Origin of the sequence: Streptomyces sp. NPDC006372 (assembly GCF_040612515.1) — a bacterium.
GTDB lineage: Bacteria > Actinomycetota > Actinomycetes > Streptomycetales > Streptomycetaceae > Streptomyces.
Map to the genome: position 1 here is coordinate 209,150 of NZ_JBEXQJ010000008.1, position 20,307 is coordinate 229,456.

At 71.0% G+C, this 20,307-nt stretch carries 22 protein-coding genes; 8 read left to right on the forward strand and 14 right to left on the reverse strand.

The genetic code is table 11. The annotated features are described in order from the left end of the window. Positions 1 to 145: 145 nt before the first annotated feature. Genes ABZ016_RS16240 through ABZ016_RS16250 form a run of 3 tightly spaced genes read left to right on the forward strand, consistent with a single transcriptional unit; the run spans position 146 to position 2,618 of the window. On the forward strand, positions 146 to 934 hold the full coding sequence (locus ABZ016_RS16240) for a helix-turn-helix domain-containing protein (protein ID WP_356917258.1): 789 nt from the start codon (positions 146 to 148) through the stop codon (positions 932 to 934). Positions 935 to 967: 33 nt separating this feature from the next. Next, complete coding sequence (locus tag ABZ016_RS16245) at positions 968 to 1,846, forward strand: SDR family oxidoreductase (protein ID WP_356917259.1); 879 nt, start codon at positions 968 to 970, stop codon at positions 1,844 to 1,846. 43 nt (positions 1,847 to 1,889) lie between these two features. Beyond that, a complete protein-coding gene (locus ABZ016_RS16250) occupies positions 1,890 to 2,618 on the forward strand; it encodes a maleylpyruvate isomerase family mycothiol-dependent enzyme (protein ID WP_356917260.1) in 729 nt (242 codons plus the stop codon). Positions 2,619 to 2,624: 6 nt separating this feature from the next. Here the strand turns inward: ABZ016_RS16250 and ABZ016_RS16255 are convergent, their stop codons facing one another. Beyond that, complete coding sequence (locus ABZ016_RS16255; RefSeq protein WP_356917261.1) at positions 2,625 to 3,026, reverse strand: MarR family transcriptional regulator; 402 nt, start codon at positions 3,024 to 3,026, stop codon at positions 2,625 to 2,627. Positions 3,027 to 3,112: 86 nt separating this feature from the next. Between ABZ016_RS16255 and ABZ016_RS16260 the strand changes: the two genes are divergently transcribed. Both ABZ016_RS16260 and ABZ016_RS16265 read left to right on the forward strand, forming a co-directional pair. Then, the gene (locus ABZ016_RS16260) at positions 3,113 to 4,594 is read left to right on the forward strand and encodes an MFS transporter (protein ID WP_356917262.1); all 1,482 of its coding nucleotides are present in this window, start codon (positions 3,113 to 3,115) and stop codon (positions 4,592 to 4,594) included. A gap of 80 nt (positions 4,595 to 4,674) precedes the next feature. Continuing rightward, a complete protein-coding gene (locus tag ABZ016_RS16265) occupies positions 4,675 to 4,959 on the forward strand; it encodes a DUF6332 family protein (RefSeq protein WP_356917263.1) in 285 nt (94 codons plus the stop codon). On the opposite strand, the gene ABZ016_RS16270 is transcribed toward ABZ016_RS16265, so the two are convergent. From ABZ016_RS16270 to ABZ016_RS16280, 3 genes are all read right to left on the reverse strand, one after another. Then, positions 4,920 to 5,585: a response regulator transcription factor gene (locus ABZ016_RS16270; protein ID WP_356917264.1), complete on the reverse strand. Its 666-nt coding sequence runs from the start codon at positions 5,583 to 5,585 to the stop codon at positions 4,920 to 4,922. The genes ABZ016_RS16265 and ABZ016_RS16270 overlap by 40 nt on opposite strands. 31 nt (positions 5,586 to 5,616) lie before the next feature. Then, positions 5,617 to 6,831 (reverse strand): sensor histidine kinase, encoded by a 1,215-nt coding sequence (locus ABZ016_RS16275; RefSeq protein ID WP_356917265.1) that lies wholly within the window; start codon positions 6,829 to 6,831, stop codon positions 5,617 to 5,619. A 184-nt stretch (positions 6,832 to 7,015) separates the two neighbouring features. Further along, positions 7,016 to 7,729, reverse strand: coding sequence for a TetR/AcrR family transcriptional regulator (locus ABZ016_RS16280; RefSeq protein ID WP_356917266.1), 714 nt, complete (start codon positions 7,727 to 7,729; stop codon positions 7,016 to 7,018). A 172-nt stretch (positions 7,730 to 7,901) separates the two neighbouring features. On the opposite strand from ABZ016_RS16280, the gene ABZ016_RS16285 reads away from it, so the two are divergent. After that, on the forward strand, positions 7,902 to 8,351 hold the full coding sequence (locus ABZ016_RS16285) for a nitroreductase family deazaflavin-dependent oxidoreductase (RefSeq protein ID WP_356917267.1): 450 nt from the start codon (positions 7,902 to 7,904) through the stop codon (positions 8,349 to 8,351). On the opposite strand, the gene ABZ016_RS16290 is transcribed toward ABZ016_RS16285, so the two are convergent. After that, the gene (locus tag ABZ016_RS16290) at positions 8,335 to 9,579 is read right to left on the reverse strand and encodes a geranylgeranyl reductase family protein (protein WP_356917268.1); all 1,245 of its coding nucleotides are present in this window, start codon (positions 9,577 to 9,579) and stop codon (positions 8,335 to 8,337) included. The two genes, ABZ016_RS16285 and ABZ016_RS16290, sit on opposite strands and share 17 nt — an antisense overlap. Before the next feature lie 134 nt (positions 9,580 to 9,713). Here ABZ016_RS16290 and ABZ016_RS16295 point away from each other — a divergent pair, with 134 nt between their 5' ends. Further along, complete coding sequence (locus tag ABZ016_RS16295) at positions 9,714 to 11,069, forward strand: dipeptidase (protein WP_356917269.1); 1,356 nt, start codon at positions 9,714 to 9,716, stop codon at positions 11,067 to 11,069. Positions 11,070 to 11,129: 60 nt separating this feature from the next. Continuing rightward, positions 11,130 to 11,846, forward strand: coding sequence for an MBL fold metallo-hydrolase (locus ABZ016_RS16300; protein WP_356917270.1), 717 nt, complete (start codon positions 11,130 to 11,132; stop codon positions 11,844 to 11,846). Here the strand turns inward: ABZ016_RS16300 and ABZ016_RS16305 are convergent. From ABZ016_RS16305 to ABZ016_RS16345, 9 genes are all read right to left on the reverse strand, one after another. Beyond that, a complete protein-coding gene (locus tag ABZ016_RS16305) occupies positions 11,843 to 12,928 on the reverse strand; it encodes a dipeptide ABC transporter ATP-binding protein (protein WP_356917271.1) in 1,086 nt (361 codons plus the stop codon). The genes ABZ016_RS16300 and ABZ016_RS16305 overlap by 4 nt on opposite strands. Positions 12,929 to 12,954: 26 nt before the next feature. Then, complete coding sequence (locus ABZ016_RS16310; RefSeq protein WP_356917272.1) at positions 12,955 to 14,058, reverse strand: ABC transporter ATP-binding protein; 1,104 nt, start codon at positions 14,056 to 14,058, stop codon at positions 12,955 to 12,957. Between the two features lie 25 nt (positions 14,059 to 14,083). After that, positions 14,084 to 15,076: an ABC transporter permease gene (locus tag ABZ016_RS16315; protein ID WP_356917273.1), complete on the reverse strand. Its 993-nt coding sequence runs from the start codon at positions 15,074 to 15,076 to the stop codon at positions 14,084 to 14,086. A 76-nt stretch (positions 15,077 to 15,152) separates the two neighbouring features. Beyond that, positions 15,153 to 16,829, reverse strand: coding sequence for an ABC transporter substrate-binding protein (locus ABZ016_RS16320; protein WP_356917274.1), 1,677 nt, complete (start codon positions 16,827 to 16,829; stop codon positions 15,153 to 15,155). A gap of 76 nt (positions 16,830 to 16,905) precedes the next feature. Then, complete coding sequence (locus tag ABZ016_RS16325; RefSeq protein ID WP_356917275.1) at positions 16,906 to 17,937, reverse strand: ABC transporter permease; 1,032 nt, start codon at positions 17,935 to 17,937, stop codon at positions 16,906 to 16,908. A gap of 304 nt (positions 17,938 to 18,241) precedes the next feature. Further along, on the reverse strand, positions 18,242 to 19,285 hold the full coding sequence (locus tag ABZ016_RS16330) for an NUDIX domain-containing protein (RefSeq protein WP_356917276.1): 1,044 nt from the start codon (positions 19,283 to 19,285) through the stop codon (positions 18,242 to 18,244). A gap of 147 nt (positions 19,286 to 19,432) precedes the next feature. After that, positions 19,433 to 19,651 (reverse strand): hypothetical protein, encoded by a 219-nt coding sequence (locus ABZ016_RS16335; protein WP_356917277.1) that lies wholly within the window; start codon positions 19,649 to 19,651, stop codon positions 19,433 to 19,435. 67 nt (positions 19,652 to 19,718) lie between these two features. After that, positions 19,719 to 19,943 (reverse strand): hypothetical protein, encoded by a 225-nt coding sequence (locus tag ABZ016_RS16340; protein WP_356917278.1) that lies wholly within the window; start codon positions 19,941 to 19,943, stop codon positions 19,719 to 19,721. A gap of 50 nt (positions 19,944 to 19,993) precedes the next feature. Next, positions 19,994 to 20,269 (reverse strand): hypothetical protein, encoded by a 276-nt coding sequence (locus ABZ016_RS16345; protein ID WP_356917279.1) that lies wholly within the window; start codon positions 20,267 to 20,269, stop codon positions 19,994 to 19,996. Between the last annotated feature and the right edge of the window lie 38 nt (positions 20,270 to 20,307).

Genomic DNA, 20,307 nt, shown 5'->3' on the forward strand with positions numbered 1-20,307 from the left:
CGGGGACGAGGGGACGGGAAGAGCCGCGCGGGAATGCGATCGAACAGCCGGCGTCCCCATTGCGTCAATCCTGTTGACATAACGGGGCGGGGGCCGTTCGCTGAGTGCCGGAGAGCCGGTCGGCCGCCACGAGAGGAGCCCGGTCATGTCCACCCGTGTGCCGCAGGAACGCAGACGCCGGCGGCCCACCCGCTCCGGGGTCCTGCTGTCGGAGGACCTGATCGTGGCGACCGCGCTGCGGCTGATCGGGGAGCACGGCCCCGAGGCGCTGAGCGTGCGCCGGCTCGGTGCGGCCCTGGGCTGCGATCCGAGCGCTCTGTACCGCTACTTCCACGGCACCGACGACCTGGTGCTGGCCATCGCGGACCGGATCATCGGCGACGCGATGGCGGGTTTCGTCCCCGGGGACGACTGGGTGGCCGCGCTGCGGGAGATGGCCCTGCGAGTCCGCGCCGGGTATCTCGCCCACCCCCGGGCGGCCGCCCTCGCCGCGCACCGGGTGACCCGGCGCAGGAACGAGATCCAGGCCGTGGAGACGGGGATCGGTCTGCTGCTGTCGGCGGGCTTCGAGCCGGCCCGCGCGGCGCGGCTCTACCTGGCCTTCATCGACACCGTCCTCAGCCACGCCGCCGCGGACGCCGCGTTCGAGGCGCTGCCGCGGGAGCGGCGCGAGGCCGATCACCGCGCCTGGCGGAACGTCTACCAGGGCCTGGACCCGGCGACACACCCGGCGCTGACCGCGATCCGTCCCGAACTGCCCGGGATGGCGGACAGCTCCTTCGAGGAGGCGGTGGACCTGATGCTGGAGGCGCTGGCGGCGCGGGCCCCGGTCGAGCGTCGAGAGGCAGGTGACGCCGACCGGCTCGGCCCACCGCGTCCATCACCTGGTGATCGGCACCCCGGCATCGGGGTACCCGGGGCTCGCCCCCGGTGATCACCGGGCACGCCATGACGAGGAGGCAGACCCGTGACCGAACAGCAGCACCCCGGCGAGCAGCACCCGACCCCGGAGTTTCCCTCCCAGGACCAGCCGCACCCGGGCTGGACGGGCCCCATGGACCCGCCCCCGGACCACGGTGAGGAGTCCTACCGGGGCAGTGGCCGGCTGGAGGGCCGCAAGGCCGTGATCACCGGTGGGGACTCCGGGATCGGCCGGGCGGTCGCCCTGGCGTTCGCCCGTGAGGGAGCCGATGTGCTCTTCACCCACCTGGACGACGAGAAGGACGACGCCGCCGAGACGGCCCGGCTGGTCGAGGAGGCCGGACGGCGTGCCGTGCCCGTCTCGTGCGACGTGCGGGAGGAGGCGAACTGCCAGTCGCTGATCGACCGTGCCGTCGAGGAGTTCGGCCGGATCGACGTCCTGGTGAACAACGCGGCGTACCAGATGTCGCAGCCGGACGGCATCGAGTCGATCTCCACCGAGCAGTTCGACCGGGTGATGCGCACCAACCTGTACGGCATGTTCTGGCTGTGCAAGCTGGCCCTGCCGCACATCCCGGAGGGCGGCAGCATCATCAACTCCACGTCGGTGCAGGCCTACAAGCCCAGTCCGCACCTGCTGGACTACGCGACGACGAAGGGCGCGATCGTCACCTTCACCCAGGGCCTCGCGCAGATGCTGATCGAGAAGGGCGTCCGGGTCAACGCGGTGGCACCGGGCCCGGTCTGGACACCGCTGATCCCGGCGACGCTGCCGGACACGCAGACGTTCGGCAAGCAGGCCCCCATCGGGCGGCCCGCGCAGCCGGCCGAGATGGCTCCGGCGTACGTCTTCCTGGCCTCCCAGGAGGCGTCGTACATCACCGCGGAGATCGTCAACGCGACGGGCGGCACACCACTGCCGTAAAACCGGGCACCTGGAGCGCGCTCCATGCGGCACACTCGGCGGCATGGAGACCGCCGAGTTCCTTCGAGCACTGGAGAACGAGGGCCGCCTGCTGGCCGCGGCCGCCGAGGCGGCGGGGACGGACGCCAAGGTGCCGACCTGCCCGGAATGGCAGGTGCGCGACCTGCTGCGGCACACCGGCGCGGTGCACCGCTGGGCCGCCGCGTACGTCGCGGAAGGCCTGACCGAGCCCCGCCCCCTGCCCGAACCCGCCGCCCTCGACGGCGCGGAGCTGGTGGCCTGGTACCGCGACAGCCACCGCCTGCTCGTCGGCACGCTGGCCAGCGCCTCACCCGAGGTGGCGTGCTGGGCCTTCCTGCCCGCCCCGTCCCCGCTGGCCTTCTGGGCCCGGCGGCAGGCGCACGAGACGGCGGTGCACCGAGTCGACGCGGAGTCCGCACGCGGGGGCGGTGCGACCGCGCTCGCCCCGGAGTTCGCGACCGACGGCATCGACGAACTCCTGCGCGGGTTCCACGCCCGCGCGAAGAGCCGGGTCCGCACTCCCGAGGCGCGCGTGCTGCGGGTGCGCACGGACGACACCGACGGGGTGTGGACCGTACGGCTGTCCCCGGAACCGCCCGTGACCACACCGGGCGCGTCCGGGGAGGCCGAGTGCGAACTGTCCGGACCCGCCGAGCAGTTGTACCTGGCGCTGTGGAACCGGGCCCCCTTGCCCAGGGTCACGGGCGACCGGGCGCTCGCCGCGCTGTGGCGGGAGGCGTCCGCGGTCTGACCTGACCTAGGGCGTGTCGTCGGTCAGCATCCGCGCGAGCACCGCGCGCTGCACGGGCAGCACCTCGCCGTGCAGCGTGCGTCCTTTCGCCGTGAGAGCGACCTGCACGCCCCGTCGGTCCTGCGGGCACATGCAGCGCTCGACGAGCCCCTCCTTCTCCAGCCGGGCGATCAGCCGCGACAGCGCGCTCTGGCTGAGATGCACCCGCTCGGAGATCTCCTGGACGCGGTAGGAGGACGTGCCGTTCGACACCCGGCACCCGGCGAGGACGTCGAGCACCTCGAAGTCACTGGCGCACAGGCCATGGCCGTGCAGGGCCCGGTCGAGTTCGCACTGGGTGCGCGCGTGCAGCGCCAGGATGTCCCGCCACTGTTCCACGAGGGCCTGCTCGGCCTGCTTCGCCGCCATGCGCGGCACCGTAACAGAGAACCAAGATTGTTGCATCAGAATTAAATGCACTTGCATTCCATGCATGCACATGTAGTGTCCCGGGCATGACCTCTCCGCTCACCACCCCCACGTCCGACGGGCGTTGGACTCCCCGGCTCTGGGGCACCCTCCTGGTGCTCTGCGCCGCGATGTTCCTGGACGCCCTGGACGTGTCCATGGTCGGCGTGGCGCTGCCGTCCATCGGCGCCGACCTCGGCCTGTCGACCTCCGCGCTGCAATGGATCGTCAGCGGCTACATCCTGGGCTACGGCGGTCTGCTGCTCCTCGGTGGCCGCACCGCCGACCTGCTGGGCCGGCGCCAGGTCTTCCTGGTGGCCCTGGGTGTCTTCGCCCTGGCCTCACTGCTCGGCGGCATCGTCGACTCGGGTCCGCTGCTCATCGCCAGCCGCTTCGTCAAGGGCCTCAGCGCGGCCTTCACGGCCCCCGCCGGCCTGTCGATCATCACCACGACGTTCCCCGAAGGCCCGCTCCGCAACCGGGCGTTGGCCATCTACACCACCTGTGGCGCCACCGGCTACTCGATGGGGCTGGTCTTCTCCGGCCTGCTCACCGAGGCGAGTTGGCGGCTCACGATGCTGCTGCCCGCCCCCATCGCGCTGATCGCCCTGCTCGTGGGCCTGAAGTTGCTGCCGCGCAGTGCGCGTGAGCGGGGCGAGGGCGGCTACGACATCCCCGGCGCCGTGCTCGGCACCGCCTCGATGCTGCTGCTCGTCTTCACCGTCGTCGAGGCGCCCGAGGTGGGCTGGGAGTCGGCGCGGACCGTCCTGTCCTTCGCCGCGGTGGCCGTCCTGCTGGCCGCCTTCGTCGCCGTCGAGCGGCGCTCCCCCAGTCCGCTGGTCCGGCTCGGCGTGCTGCGCTCGGGACCGCAAGTGCGGGCCCAGCTGGGCGCGTTGACGTTCGTCGGCAGCTACATCGGCTTCCAGTTCCTGGTCACGCTGTACATGCAGCAGCTGCTCGGCTGGTCCGCACTGCACACCGCCCTCGCCTTCCTGCCGGCCGGTGCGCTGGTGGCGCTGTCCGCGACGAAGGTGGGAGCCGTCATCGACCGGTTCGGCACGGCCCGGCTGATCGTGCTCGGCTTCGCCCTGATGGTCACCGGCTACGTGCTGTTCCTGCGCATCGACCTCGACCCGGTCTACGCGGCGGTGATCCTGCCGACGATGCTGCTGGTCGGCTCGGGCTTCGCACTGACCTTCCCCTCCCTCAACGTCCAGGCCACCAACGGTGTCGACGAGCACGAGCAGGGCATGGTCTCCGGGCTGCTCAACACCTCGGTCCAGGTGGGCGGCGCGATCTTCCTCGCCGTCGTGACGGCGGTGGTGACCGCGCACACCCCCGAGGGCACCGACGCCACCCCGCAGGCCGTCCTCGACAGCTACCGTCCCGGCCTCACGGTGGTGACACTCATCGCCCTCGCCGGTCTGCTGATCACCCTGACCGGACTGCGGACCCGCCGGGAACGGCCGTCCGTGGTGGTCGCCAAGTCCACTCCCCGGGAGGCGGAGCGCGTCGCCGTACGCGACTAGCGCAACCAGGGGGACCGCCTCCGACCGTGCGCCCGGCGGGCCTGCTTGCCCGCCGGGCGCACCCCTGTTTGACTCGTCGTATGACGACGCACGGGGGACGGCGCACTCAGGCCGAGCGGGACGCCATCACGGTCGAGATCGGGTACGCGCTGTGCAGTGCGGCCTTCGCGGCGGCGGTGGTCTTCGGGGCCGTGGCCGGCCCGGCGCTGCTCTTCGACCTGCCGGACACGGTGGAACACCTGCTGCCGCGCGCCGGACTGGTGCTCGCTCCCGTCCTCTTCGCCGCCCGGGTCGTCAGCGTGCTCGTCCGGTTCCGGTCGGCGGGTCAGCCCAGCCAGCCCGGCCGCACCAGCCCCGACTCGTAGGCGAGCACGACGAGTTGGGCCCGGTCGCGGGCGTTCAGCTTCACCATCGTACGACTGACGTGGGTCTTCGCGGTGAGCGGGCTGACCACCAGGCGTCGCGCGATCTCCTCGTTGGACAGGCCGATGCCGACCAGGGCCATCACCTCCCGCTCCCGTTCGGTGAGCAGGGCCAGGACGTCGGCCGCCGCCGGCTCCTTGGAGCGGGCCGCGAACTCGGCGATCAGCCGGCGCGTCACACCCGGCGAAAGCAGCGCGTCCCCCGCTACCACCGCACGCACCGCGCGCAGGAGTTCGTCCGGCTCGGTGTCCTTCACCAGGAAACCGGAGGCACCCGAGCGGATCGCCTCGAAGACGTACTCGTCGAGTTCGAAGGTGGTCAGCATGACCACCTTCACGTCTTTCAGGGCCGGGTCCTCGGTGACCCGGCGGGTCGCTGCCAGGCCGTCGAGCGCGGGCATGCGGATGTCCATCAGAACGACGTCGGGCCTCAGTTCGCGGACCCGGCGCACGGCCTCCTCGCCGTCGGCGGCCTCCGCGGCCACCTCGATGTCCGGCTGCGCGTCGAGCAGCGCCCGGAATCCCGCCCGGACCAGTGACTGGTCGTCGGCGAGCAGTACGCGGATCACCGGTCCTCCTCAGGTGGTTCAGCGGCCGGGCTCATGTGCCGGCGGAAGCCGTGAGCGGCAGGACGGCGAGTACCCGGAACCCGCCGTCCGGGCGGGTACCCGCCTCGATGGTGCCGCCCAGCGCGGCGGCCCGCTCCCGCATACCGGCCAGGCCGTTGCCGCTGCCGCCGGCCTCGGCGCCGGTCGCGGGCCCGTCGTCGTCGACGCGCAGCCGCAGCACGCGCGAGTCGTGGGCGAGGTACACGCGGGCGTGCCGCGAGCCCGAGTGCCGTACGACGTTGGTCAGAGCCTCCTGGACGATCCGGAAGGCGGCGAGGTCGGTGCCGGGCGCGAGGCGCGGCGGCTCGCCCTCGACGTCGACGGTCAGACCCGCACTCGCCGCCTGCGCCACCAGTTCGGGCAGCCGGTCCAGGCCGGGCGCCGGGGCGCGAGGCGCGTCACCGGGCGCGCGCAGGGTGCCGAGCACCTGGCGCACCTCGCCGAGCGCTTCTTTGCTCTTGGCCTTGATCGTGGTGAGGGCCGACCGGGCCTGCTCGGGGTCGGTGTCGAGGAGCGCGAGGCCGACGCCCGCCTGCACATTGATCACGGAGATGCTGTGGGCGAGTACGTCGTGCAGCTCCCGGGCGATCCGCAGCCGCTCCTCGTCGGCCCGCCGCCGCGCGGCCTCGGCACGCTCGGCCCGCTCGCGGACCCACTGCTCGCGCCGGACCCGGAACAGCTCCGAGACCGCCACGATCGTCACCACCCAGGTGGCGACGACGACCTCCTCACCCCAGGAGACGGCGGAGTCCCCCGACGGCGGCAGCCACCGGTACAGCCAGTGCGCCACCAGGACGTGCCCGGCCCAGAGCGCCCCCATCGCGACCCACGCCGCCCAGCGGTGCCCGGCGACGATCGCGCTGAAGCACGCAAGAGCGACGGTGAAGAACACCGGCCCGTAGGGATAACCGGCCCCCAGGTAGAGCATGACGGCGCCCGCCGTGCCGAAGACCACCGCCACCGGATACCGCTTCCGCCACAGCAGCAGTCCCCCGGCCACCAGCAGCAGCACCCGCGCGAAGACATCCAGCGGCGCCCGCTCGCCGTCCTGGGCATGGGCGGCGAAGTTCGAGCCGGCCAGCACGAAGACCGTGACGGCGACGGTCGACCGCCAGGGCCACCGGGGCGCATCCTCCCACCGGACCCACCAAGGCGGACCGGTCCGCCACCACTGCGGCGGACCACCCCGCAGACGCTGCTCGTCCATACCGGCCACGCTAGACGCCACACTCCCGCACCGGCGTCACCCCGGCGTGGTGATCACACGTACTCCCCGGGAAGTACGCCGTCGCCCGCGGCCAGGTCTCCCGCACCTGCGCCGAGCACCGTTCTTCCTCAGCCGCACGCTCCGCCGACGCGTTGGAGCGAGCGCGCCCCGCCCACCGCCGGCATCAGCGGCCTGGCGCTGGATCCCCTGTGGCTCCGGGTACCAGCCCCACCCCTTCGGCGAGTCGCCCCACCGCGTGGCGGAAGAACGACGCCCGGTCCTCCACGACCCGGTGGAACTGGCCGAACAACTCGAAGCCGACCAGGCCGTACAGCTGGGCCCAGGCCGCGACGAGAGCGGTCACCGACTCCGGAGGGAGGTCCGGCGCGAGGTCGGCGGTGAGCCGTTCGGCCTCCGGGCGCAGGTCGGACGGGAGTGCGGGTCCGGCCAGGCCGGAGCCGTGGTGGGCGTCGCGTGCGATGCCGATGAGCAGGAGGCCGACGCGGGCGGCAGGCGGGACGGTGGTGTCGGGGGCGGTGTAGCCGGGCACGGGCGACCCGTAGATCAGCGCGTACTGGTGGGGGTGGTCCAGCGCCCAGCCCCGCACCGCCTCACAGACCGCGATCCACCGCCGGAAGGGGTCGGCCGCCGGCTCATGTGCCGCCTCGGCGCGCTCGCCGAGGGAGTCGTAGGCGTCGATGATGAGAGCGGTCAGCAGGTCGTCGCGGCTGGGGAAGTACCGGTACAGCGCGGAGGAGACCATGCCGAGCTCACGGGCCACGGCCCGCAGTGAGAGCCGCGCGGCGCCCTCGGCCGCGAGCTGTCTGCGGGCCTCGTCCTTGATGGCCGCGGTGACTTCGATCCTGGCCCGGGCGCGGGCGCCGTGTGCGGTACTCATGCGGGGCAGTGTGCCACGAAAGCAGAGCGGTGCACACAAACGAGAGCGCCGCCCAAAAAAGAGAGCAGTGCTCTTGCGTCAGCGCACCGACCTCCGGCAGACTGACATCAGCAAGCGAGAGCACCGCTCACAAAAGAGAGCGACGCTCCGCACGACAACCTCAGGGGATGCCATGTCGACCCACGTCCGCAAGCCCGGCTGGTTCACCGTCAACGTCTTCAACCGCCTGGTCAGCTGGATGACCCGCCGCGGCATCAGCGTCTGGGGCTCGCGCGTCCTCGCCGTCCGCGGCCGCAAGAGCGGCCAGTGGCGCACCACCCCGGTCAACCTGCTGACCCTGGACGGCCGGCAGTACCTCGTCGCACCCCGCGGTCATGTCCAGTGGACGCACAACATGCGGGCGGCGGGCGGCGGCGAGCTGCACCTCGGCAAGCGCGTTGAGGCGTTCACCGCCACCGAGGTGGCCGACGACGACAAGACCCCGATCCTGCGCGCCTACCTCAAGCGCTGGAAGGCGGAGGTCGGGGTCTTCTTCGACGGCGTGGGCCCGGACTCCCCGGACGACCGGCTCCGCCGGATCGCCCCCGACCACCCGGTCTTCGAGATCACTCCGAAGGGCTGACCTCGTCGTCCGGCACGACGGGACGCCGGTCCAGCGCGGCCAGGGCCCGCTGGGCCAACGGATGCGTGCGGACGATCTCGCCCAGCGACGTCGCGCCCTGCGCGATGTCCTTGAACGCCTTCCAGGCGGGGCGGAAGCTCGTCAGCGCCGCGTGGAACAGCCCGGGGCGGCGTTCGAACACGGCCAGCAGCCGCTTGCCGACGCTCATCTCCACGCCGAGCCCGGCCTTGACCGCGAACGCGTAGTTGAGGGCCTGGCGGCGCGTGTCCACCGCGTCGTGCGCCTCGGCGATCCGTACCGCCCACTCCCCCGCGAGCCGCCCGGACCGCAGCGCGAAGGAGATGCCCTCGCGGGTCCACGGCTCCAGCAGGCCCGCGGCGTCGCCGCACACCAGCACACGGCCGCGCGACAGGGGCGAGTCGTCGGCCCGGCAGCGGGTCAGGTGCCCGGAGGAGATGCTGGGCTCGAAGCCCGCGAGGCCCAGCCGTCCGACGAAGTCCTCCAAGTACCGCTTCGTCGCAGCGCCTTCACCCCGCGCCGAGATCACTCCGACCGTCAGGGTGTCGCCCTTGGGGAAGACCCATCCGTAACTGCCGGGCATGGGGCCCCAGTCGATGAGGACCCGCCCCTTCCAGTCCTCGGCCACGGTGTCCGGCACGGGGATCTCGGCCTCCAGGCCGAGGTCCACCTGGTCGACCTTGACCCCGACATGGGCGCCTATGCGGCTGGCGCTGCCGTCCGCTCCGACCACGGCACGCGCGAGCAGGACCTCGCCGCCCTGGAGGAGCACGGCGACCGTGCGCCGGTCGGGCACCGCCGAGCCGTGCTGCTCGACCCGCTGGACCGTCACCCCGGTACGCAGTTCGGCGCCCGCCTTCTGCGCGTGCTCGACGAGCTGCTGGTCGAACTCGGGCCGGTTGATCAGCCCGAACAGCATCTGCCGGGAACGGCGGGTGCGTGTGAAGCGGCCGTTGTGGGAGAACGTCACCGCATGCACCCGGTCCCTGAGCGGCAGCTCGAAGCCGGGCGGGAGGGCGTCGCGCGAGGGCCCGATGATGCCACCGCCGCACGTCTTGTACCGCGGCAGCTCCGCTTTCTCCAGCAACAGCACACGTCTGCCGGCGACCGCCGCCGCGTACGCTGCCGAAGCGCCCGCGGGTCCCGCGCCCACCACGACGACGTCCCACACCTGTTGCACGTCGTCCGCCGAAGAGTTCTCGCTGCTCACGATGGTCTACTGCTCCCGATCAAGCCGCCTGCCGCTGCTACCTCCCGCATCCTACGGCGGACCTGGTCACGGACCGCTGTGGGAGGATCTACAGCACTCACCGCTACAACGTCGCACCCACGAGGAGCGTGCCCATGTCGTCGAATCCGGTCGCCGAGACCGTCGCCTCGCTGATGCCGAGGGCGAAGGAGGAACTCACCGAACTGGTGGCCTTCCGGTCGGTGGCCGACTTCGACCAGTTCCCGAGGAGCGAGAGCGAGGACGCCGCCCGCTGGGTCGCCGACGCGCTCGCGGCCGAGGGCTTCCAGGACGTGGCCCTGCTCGACACCCCCGACGGCACGCAGTCGGTGTACGGCCACCTGCCCGGCCCGGCGGGGGCGAAGACCGTCCTGCTCTACGCCCACTACGACGTGCAGCCGCCGCTGGACGAGGCCGGCTGGACCACCCCGCCGTTCGAGCTGACCGAGCGGGACGGACGCTGGTACGGGCGTGGGGCCGCCGACTGCAAGGGCGGCGTGATCATGCATCTGCTGGCACTGCGCGCGCTGAAGGCGAACGGCGGCGTACCGGTCCATGTGAAGGTGATCGCCGAGGGCTCGGAGGAGCAGGGCACGGGCGGCCTGGAGCGGTACGCCGAGGAACACCCGGAGCTGCTGGAGGCCGACACGATCGTCATCGGCGACGCGGGCAACTTCCGCGTGGGCCTGCCGACCGTCACCTCCACCCTGCGCGGTATGACCCTCGTCCGCGTCCGGATCGACACGCTCGCCGGCAACCTGCACTCGGGCCAGTTCGGCGGTGCCGCGCCCGACGCGCTCGCGGCGCTGATCCGCGTCCTGGACTCGCTGCGCGCCGAGGACGGTTCGACGACCGTCGACGGGCTGGCCGCGGACGCTGCCTGGGAGGGGCTTCAGTACGACGAGGAGCAGTTCCGGCGGGACGCCAAGGTGCTGGACGACGTGGAGCTGATCGGCTCCGGGTCGGTCGCCGACCGCATCTGGGCCCGGCCGGCGGTGACGGTCCTCGGCATCGACTGCCCGCCCGTCGTAGGCGCCACCCCGTCCGTGCAAGCCGGCGCGCGTGCGCTGATCAACCTGCGGGTGCCGCCCGGCGTGGACGCGGCCGAGGCGACCAAGCTGCTCCAGGCGCACCTGGAGGCGCACACGCCGTGGGGTGCGCGGGTGAGCACCGAGCAGATCGGCCAGGGCCAGGCCTTCCGGGCCGACACCTCCAGCCCGGCGTACCGGGCGATGGCGGACGCGATGGCGGCGGCCTACCCGGGGCAGCGGATGCAGTACGCCGGGCAGGGCGGCTCGATCCCGCTGTGCAACACGCTGGCCGGGCTCTACCCGAACGCGGAGATCCTGCTCATCGGGCTGAGCGAGCCGGAGGCACAGATCCACGCGGTGAACGAGAGCGTGTCTCCGGAGGAGCTGGAGCGGCTGTCGGTGGCGGAGGCGCTGTTCCTGCGGAACTACGCGGCGGGCTGACCGCTCTGCCGACAGCAGAGGCCCTCGTCCGCGGACGGGGGCCTTTCCTAGTGTCGTCCCATGGACGTCATCGAGCTCCTCCCTCGTCTGCATCTGCTGCGCTTCCCGGTCGGCCAGGCCTACCTCTGGCGCGACGGGGGCGAACTGACGCTGATCGACGCCGGCCCGGCGGGTTCCGGTGCCGCGATCGCCGAGGCGGTGGCCGCGCTGGGCCACGCCCCCGGGGACGTGCGGCGGGTCGTGCTCACCCACTTCCACGAGGACCACGCGGGCGGGGCGGGTGAGTTGGCGGCGCTCACCGGTGCAGAGGTGCTGGCGCACCGGCTCGACGCCCCTGCCGTACGCGGTGACGTCCCGGGCCCGCCGCCGGTGTTCGAGGACTGGGAGCGGCCGCTGCACGAGCAGGCCGTGAGACTCCTCCCCCGGGGAGACTACGTACGCCCGTCCCAGGTCACCGAGTTGTCCGGCGGTGACGTACTGGACGTGGGCGGCGGGGCGCACGTCGTCCATGTGCCGGGGCACACGCACGGCAGCATCGCGCTCCATCTCCCGGAGCACGGCGTGCTGTTCACGGGCGACACGGTCGCGGCGTCACCGGTGGACGGCACGGTGATCCCCGGTGTGTTCAACCTGGATCGCGCCCAGGTCCTCGCGGCCTGCCGGCTTCTGGCGGAGCTGGACGCGGACGTGGCCTGCTTCGGTCACGGGGATCCGGTCCGGGGGCATGCGGCCGAGGCGCTGCGGAACGCGGTCCCGGGTGGTGATGAAACCGCCTAGTCGAGCGCCGGGTCCAGGACGATGTCCTCCTCGCGGGCGGTGAGCGACGGTGCCTCGGGGAAGTGGCAGGCGGTCAGATGGCCCGCGGGGCTGCCCTCGACACGTACCAGCACGGGTTCCTCGGTGGCGCACCTGTCCTGGGCCTTCCAGCAGCGGGTGCGGAAACGGCAGCCGGAAGGCGGCTCGATCGGTGAGGGCACGTCACCGGCCAGCCGGATGCGTTCGCGCCGCTGTGTGGCGTCGGGGTCGGCCTCGGGCACGGCGGACAGCAGCGCATGGGTGTAGGGGTGGCGGGGGCGGGTGTAGAGGGACTCGCGGCCGGAGACCTCGACGATCTTGCCGAGGTACATCACCGCGACCCGTTCGGAGAAGTGCCGTACGACGGCGAGGTCGTGGGCGATGAAGACGAAGGCGATGCCGAACTCCCGCTGCAGGTCCTGGAGCAGGTTGACGACCTGCGCCTGGATGGAGACGTCCAGGGCGGACACGGGTTCGTCGGCGACGATCAGCTTCGGCCGCAGGGCGAGGGCACGGGCGATGCCGATGCGCTGGCGCTGGCCGCCGGAGAACTCGTTCGGGTAGCGGTTGTAGTGCTCGGGGCTGAGCCCCACCGTCTCCAGGAGTTCCTGCGCGCGGCGCTTGTGGCCCTGGGGCGGGTCGATGCCGCCCAGGCGCATCGGGGTCTCGATGATGGTGCCGACGGTGTGCCGGGGATTCAGTGAGGAGTACGGGTCCTGGAAGATCATCTGGAGGTTGCGGCGGGCCTCCCGCATCCGTGCGGCCGTCCGGTGGGTGATGTCCTCGCCGTCGAACACCACGGAACCGCCGGTGGGTTCGAGCAACCGGGTGATCAGCCGGCCCGTGGTCGACTTGCCGCAGCCGGACTCGCCGACCAGGCCCAGCGACTCGCCGGGGCCGACCGAGAAGTCGATGCCGTCGACGGCGCGGACCGCCCCGATCTGCCGCTGGAAGACGATGCCCTGCCGGAGGGGGAAGTGCTTCTGCAGGCCTCGCACTTCGAGGAGGCTCTCTCCGGTCGGGCGGTCGGTGGCCTGCCCGGTAACGGGCTGGGTGCTGGTCACGGCATGCTCCCTTTCGTCCGCCGCCGTCACTGCGCGGCCCGTGCGGTTCCGGGACCGCGGTCGTCCGGGCGGCCGGTCCCGCCGCGGATCTCCTGTTTCGCCTCGCCGGTGAGATGACACGCGGCGACATGTCCCGCGGTGCCGGAGACGAGGCGCAGTTCGGGGCGGTCCACGGTGCAGCGCCCCTCCGGCTCCCAGCCCTTGTAGGCGCAGCGCGGGTGGAAGGAGCAGCCCTCCGGCAGGTTGATCAGACTCGGCGGGGTGCCGGGGATCGGGTCCAGCCGTTCGCCGATGTCGCCGGTGAGGTGCGGCATCGACCGCAACAGGCCCCAGGTGTACGGATGCTGGGGCTGGATGAGCACCTCGCGGGTGGTGCCGTACTCGATGCGGCGGCCGGCGTACATCACCAGGATGTCGTCGGCGACGTCGGAGACCACGCCGAGGTCGTGCGTGATGATGACGACGGCGGAGCCGAACTCCTCCTGGAGGTCGCGGATCAGGTCCAGGATCTGCGCCTGGACGGTGACGTCGAGGGCGGTGGTGGGTTCGTCGGCGATGAGCAGGGCGGGGTCGCAGACCAGGGACATGGCGATCATGGCACGCTGGCGCATACCGCCGGAGAACTGGTGCGGATAGTCCCTGACCCGGCGTTCGGGCTGCGGGATGCCGACGCGCCGGAGCATCTCCACCGCGCGGTCCCTGCCCTCCTTCTTGGAGACCTTGTGGTGCACGCGGTAGGCCTCGGCGATCTGGGAGCCGACGGTGAAGAAGGGGTGCAGCGCGGAGAGCGGGTCCTGGAAGATCATGGAGACCGTACGGCCGCGCAGTGCGCGCATCTCGGCCTCGGGCAGGGCGACGAGTTCCCTGCCCTCCAGCCAGATCTCGCCGCTGACCCGGGCCCGGGTGCCCTTGTGCAGTCCGAGCAGGGCCAGCGAGGTCACCGACTTGCCGGAGCCGGACTCGCCGACGATGCCGAGGGTCCTGCCCTTCTCCAGGGTGAAGGAGACGCCGTCGACGGACTTGACGAGGCCGTCCTCGGTCGGGAAGTGCACCTTGAGGTCACGTACGTCGAGGAAGGGCGCGGGTGCGGCTGTGACGTCCGCGGGGTGCGGTGAGGTCTGAACGGACACAGGTGTTCCTAAGGACTGGGAGGGCTCAGGCGAGGCGTACGCGCGGGTCGACGAGGCCGTACACCAGGTCGACGACGACGTTGGCGAGGACGACGAACGTGGCGGCGAAGAGCGTGGTGCCGAGGATGACCGGCAGGTCGGAGTTCTGGACCGAGTCGACGGCGAGCTTGCCGATGCCGTTGATGCCGAACACCGACTCGGTGATGACCGCGGAGCCGCCGATCAGGGAGCCGACGTCCATGCCGAAGATGGTGATGATCGGGGTGATGGCGGCCCGCAGTCCGTGCTTGAGGACGACGATGGCGGCCGGCAGGCCCTTGGCCCGGGCGGTGCGCATGTAGTCCTCGGCGAAGACCTCCAGCATGGAGGAGCGGGTGAGCCGGGTGTACATCGCGAGGTAGACGATGACGAGGGTGGTCCACGGCAGGATCAGCCCCTGGAACCAGCCGGCCGGGTCGTCGGTGATCGGCGTGTAGCCGGAGGTCGGCAGGATCTGGAACTTGTCGACGAAGAAGTACAGCAGCAGCAGACCGATGAAGTAGATCTGCACCGACACGCCGAACAGGGCCAGTCCGACCGCCGCCTTGTCGGCGGCCCGGCCCCTGCGGACCGCGGCGACGGTGCCGAGGCCGACGCCCAGGACCAGGAACGCCACGGCGGCACCGAGACCGAGGGAGAGGTCCGCCGGGAAGTCCTGCAGCAGTGTGGTCAGGACGGGGGTGTCGGTCTGGAAGGAGACGCCGAGGCAGGGGGCTCCGCAGTGGATGCGCACGCTCTGGTCGCCGAAGTCGCGTCCGGCGAAGAGCCCCTTGAAGAACTCCCAGTACTGCGTCAGGTAGCTCTGGTCCAGGCCCAGCGAGTGCTTGATCTCCGCGAGTCGGGAAGGGGAGCAGGTCTTGCCGCAGGCGAGGAGCGCGGGGTCGGACGGCAGGGCGAAGAAGATGAAGAAGGTGATCGTGGTGATCACCAGCATGATCACGGCCGCTGCCAGCAGGCGTCTGATGAGGTAACGAAACATGGGGTGCCGGGACCTGACGTGAGTGGGATGCCCGCCGGCGGGCCGGGCCGCCGGCGGGGTTCAGAGGGAGCGTCCGTCAGTGCTTGACGTAGACGTGGACCAGACTCGGCTCGGCCACGATCGTGTCGGGGATGACGCCGCCGACCTTGGAGCCGGACATCTCGGTGAAGTTCATGTACATCAGCGGGACCACGGCGGCGTCCTTCAGGACCTGCTGGTCGATCTGTCCGTAGGTGGCGTTGCGCTGCTTGACGTCCGACAGCTTGGCGGCCTTGTCGATCAGCGCGTTGACCTTCGGATCGTTCAGATACGACAGGTCCTGGTTGGCCTGCGGGTTCTTCTTGATCAGCCGGCCGTCGAAGAGGGTCGGCAGCACCGTCGAGGCGTTCGGCCAGTCGGCGATCCAGTCACCCCAGGTCAGGTCGTACTGGTTCTTCGTGTTGTTGATGGTGCTGAAGTAGTTCGACGCGTCGATCGGGGAGATGTTGACGTGGATGCCGATGCGCCCCAGGGCGGTCTTCACCGCGTCGGCGAAGTGCTCCTGGGTGGGGGTGTTCTCCACCGCGACGGACATGGTCGGCTTCGGGTTGCCGGCCTGCTTCATCAGGGACTTGGCCTTGGCGAGGTTGCCGGCGGGGTTGGCGCTGTACTGGTTGAACTTCTGGTAGCCGCCGATGCCGGGGCTCAGCATCGTGGTGGCGTAGTCCCCGTAGGCCGAGCCGCCGAAGGCGCCGCGGACGGTGGCCTTGTCGACGGCGTACTCGATGGCCTGGCGGACCCGGAGATCCTTGACGCGGGCGGTGTTGATCGCCAGGTAGTTGATGCCGGGCGCGGGGATCTTGTAGTAACGGCCCTTCAGGGAAGGGTCGTTGGCCATCTGGGCCAGGTCGGACCCGGCGATCGGCCACTGCTGGATCGAGGTCTGGGCGGTGCCGGCGTCGGCCTTGAGCTGCTGGTCGATGGCCGACTCGTCCTGGCCGAACCTGACGTCGATCCCGTCGACGTTCTGCTGCCGTATCGGGTCGGTCGACTGCGCCCAGTGGGTGTTCCGGGTGAGGACGAGTTCCTTGTTCTTGGTGTACGACTTGATCATGTACGGGCCGTCGGACCAGACCTTGGTGTCGTAGGTCGAGCCGGTGTCGTGGGCCTTGGGCACGGCTGACCAGCCGGTCATGGTGGTGGTCTCGTTGAAGTCGGCCACGGGCTGGTTCAGATGGAAGACGACGGTGTACTTGTCCGGCGTCTGGATGGAGTCGAGCTGCTTGCCCTGGTAGGGGCCCTTGTAGTCGGAGCCGCCGACGAGCCACTGGGAGGCGTAGGGCGGGCCGCCGTTGATGTCGGAGGAGAAGAAGCGCTCCACGCCGTACTTGACGTCCGCCGCGGTGACCTCGGTGCCGTCCTGGTACTCGACGCCGTGCCGCAGGTGGAAGGTCCAGACCGTGGCATTCTTGCTGGGTGTTCCGGTGTCGGTGGCGAGGTCGCCGACCAGCTTCGGCTTGGAGCCCGTCTCGTCCCAGCCGGTGAGGGTCCGGACGATCTCCTGGTCCATGCTCTGACCCTCGGTCGTGTAGACGCGCTGGGGGTCGAGGTGGTCGTAGTCCGCCTTGTTCAGGATGGTCAGGGTGCCGCCCTTGCCGGGTGCGCCGCTGCCGCTGCTGGTGGATGACCCTCCGCATGCGGTGGCCCCCAGGGCGATCACCACGGCGGTCGCCGTGAGAGCAGCCGTGCGCGATCTGCGCGTTCTGCGCGTCATTGAGGAAACTCCGTTCTTGCTACGGGCTCGGCGGCCGTTCGTGGGACCGCCGGGCCGGCACTCGGGTGGTGGCGTGTCAGCCGCGCCGGGCGCGGGGATCCAGGACGTCCCGGACGCCGTCCCCGAGGAGGTTGAGCGCCAGGACCAGCAGGAGGAGCAGGACGCCGGGCACGAAGAGGTACATCGGGTCCTGGAGGAAGAACTGGGAGGCGTCGGAGAGCAGGGCTCCCCAGTCCGGGTTGGGCGGGATGACACCGACGCCGAGGTACGAAAGGGCCGCCTCGGTGGTGATGTTCTGCGGTACGGCGAGCGCGAAGGAGATCAGGATCGGCGCCCACAGGTTGGGCAGCAGCTGCCGGAAGAGGATGTGCCGCCGTCCGGCGCTCATCAGCCGCGCGGCGTCGACGAACTCCCGTTCGCGCAGGGACAGCACCTGACCGCGCACCAGGCGGGCGGTGTACGCCCAGGCGAAGACCGCGATGTTGAGGACCAGGACGAGGAGGCGGAGGTTCTCGTCGGTGCCGCCGTGGCTGTTGGTCTGCAGCGCGTTCTGGATCACCGGGGTGAGCGCGATGATGAACAGCAGCTGCGGGAACGCCAGCATCACGTCCATGATCCGGGACAGCAGGGAGTCGACCCAGCCGCCGAAGTAGCCGGCCGCCAGCCCGGCCACGACGCCGACGGCGGTGGACAGCACGGCGGAGGCGAACCCCACGTAGAGGGAGGTGCGCAGTCCGTAGACGACCCGGGCGAACAGGTCGTAGCCGGTGCCCGGTTCGACGCCGAGCAGATGCCGGCCGCTGATGCCGCCCAGGGATCCGTAGGGGAAGTTGCCCGTGTCCGGATCGATCGCCTTGTTGTCCGGGGTGATCGGTCCCCAGCCGGTCACCGCGGTGAGGACCGGTGCGAGCAGCGCGATCAGGACGAAGAGGAAGGTGGCCGCCAGGGCGACCGTGGTGACCTTGTCCCGCCTGATCCGCTTCCAGGCCGTCCGGGCCGGTGAACGCCCGGCGGCAACGGTGCCGCCGGGTCTGGAGTCCTGCGTCGACGGCTCGGTCAGCAGCGCGGTGCCGCCGCCGGTGTCGACCGGCTGGTGTTGCGTGGTCATCGTACGGACATCCCGGATCTGCCCCTGGGGCAAGGAATTGGGGTGGCGGTCGTCAGCGCCGCCTGAGACATTGCGGACTTTCGCAATGCCGTGCGAGTCCGGTCAAGCCGAGCAGGGGGCAGAAAAGGGATTGTTTGCGGTCATGGAAAAGTGTTGACGCGAGCGGGGAATGTGATTACCCGCGGCGTGAAGGAGTGCGGGAGATTCCTTGGGCAGCGATTGGCAGTGGCTGCGGCGCCGTTTCCTTTTGCTTTTCCCTCGGAATCCCCCGGGCCGGGTAAAGCGGACTCGGGAGAGGTCGGCGTCAGCCGACCGGCACTCCGGCTTCCAGATAGATCGCCGCTCCGCGTTCGCGTGCCCGCAGCGCCCAGCGCAGCCGCTCGTAGCGCACCGGGGGCAGCAGTTCGGCGGCCTCTTCCTCGCTGACGAACCGCCAGTCCCGCAGTTCCGGTCCGGGCAGCAGCACCCGTCCGGCCTCGGCGGAGTCGAGGAGACCACCGTCGAAGAGGAGCCGCAGGCCACCGAATCCGGGGGGTGCGGGGCGTTCCCAGTCGACGACCAGCAGGCTCGGCAGCTCGTCGAGGCGTATGCCGGTCTCCTCGGCGACCTCCCGCACTCCTGCGCGCGCGGGCGCCTCACCGGGCTCGACGACACCGCCCGGGAACTCCCAGCCGGCCTTGTAGGTGGGGTCGACGAGCAGCACCCGGTCCTGCTCGTCGAAGAGGAGCACCCCGGCGGCGAGTGTCTCGGCGGTGGGCTCGGGCGTCTGCACGATGTCGCAGACGGGCACGGTGCCGTTGTTGACGGCCTCGGCGATGCGGGCGGCGGTCTCGTACGGAGTGAGGTCACTGGTGTCGACGAGGTGGGCGTCGGCGGTGAGCCAGGAGGCGAGGGCGGCCCGGTACGGCTTGATGTGGTCGAAGGACCACTGACGTATTCGCGCCTCGCCGTCGGGCAGGTCCCGCGGAACCTCGCGGCCCGCTATACGCTCCCGCAGTATCGTTTCGGCCGGAGCGAGCAGGATATGGCTGACCGGAATCCTGCGGGCGGCCAGGCCGCCGAAGATCTCGTCGCGGTACTCCTGGCGCAGCAGGGTCATGGGGACCACCAGGGTCCCGCCGAGCTCGCCGAGCATCGCGGCGGCCGTGTCGATCACGAGCCGCCGCCAGATCGGCAGCTCCTGGAAGTCGCCGACCTCGGCGAGGTGTTTGGGCGGCAGCAGGTGGGCGAGCGCACCGCCGATGACCTCCGGGTCGAAGAGCGTGCTGTTCGGGATCAGTTCGATCAGTTCCCGTGCGGTGGTGGTCTTCCCCGCACCGAACGCGCCGTTGATCCAGACGACGGTCACAGGTCCCCCTCTTCTGTTGGCCCCCTGAGGCTTGCCCGCTCCACCCTGCCACGGAAACCAGGCCCAGTTGAGGGCGCACGACAACGGCGCCGGCGCCCCCCTCACCCGGGAAGCGCCGGCGCCGTGGACCGGAGCCGGAGCGGCTCGTCAGCCCTTCTTCCTGACGTCCTTCTTGGCGACCTTCTTGATGCCGCCCTTCTTGGCCACGGGCAGGCCGTCCTTGCCGACGGTCTGGTCGAGCGTCTTGAGGGTCTCGTCCACGCTGATGGGGCCGAGGCCCTCCCCGACGGCGTGGGACGGAGTGACCGCCGCGACGACGAAGCCGGTGGCGAGGGAGGCGATGGCGAGCATGCTGCGCTTCTTCATGCCCGACACAACTGCCGGACCAGCCGCGGGGTCACGCAGCCGGACCCGACCGGGCGAAGCGGCGGTTTCAGGAGGGTTCGCCGCCCCAGGAGCCGGGGCCGCCGCCGCGCCATTCGATCAGCCCCGACACGGCCGCGTACGCCTCGTCCGCGTCCTCGATCCCGGCCCGCCGCAGGAATTCGGCGACGTCCAGCAGCCCGTACGCGATCCCGAGGAACTGGCCGTCCACACGGACGCGCCGGCCACCGTCCGCGGCGGGCGGGTAGACCACGACGGGTTTCACGGACGCCATGACACCAGGGTGCGCGAGGACGGCGTCGCGGGCTCGTCGGACTGGGCCGTTCAGCCTGCCTTCCGGGGCTGCCGGAACTCGTGGACCTCGGCCGTGAGAGTGCCGTCCTGCTGTTCGTAGTGGGACAGGGCGAGGCCGAGGCCGAAGAAGGTGGGGGCCCACTCGCCGACGAAGATGCCCCAGCGGTCGGCACGGGCGAGGCCGGTGCCGTGTTCCATCTTCATCGAACCCATCCAGGCGACGACGCTCAGGCCGACGGACGTCATGGCGGCCAGGTAGGCGTGCTCGCTGCGAATGCCCATCTCGTGCATCTTCTTGATGATCATCAGGCACTCCGTTCTGTCGGGGAGTTCAGGAGACGGAG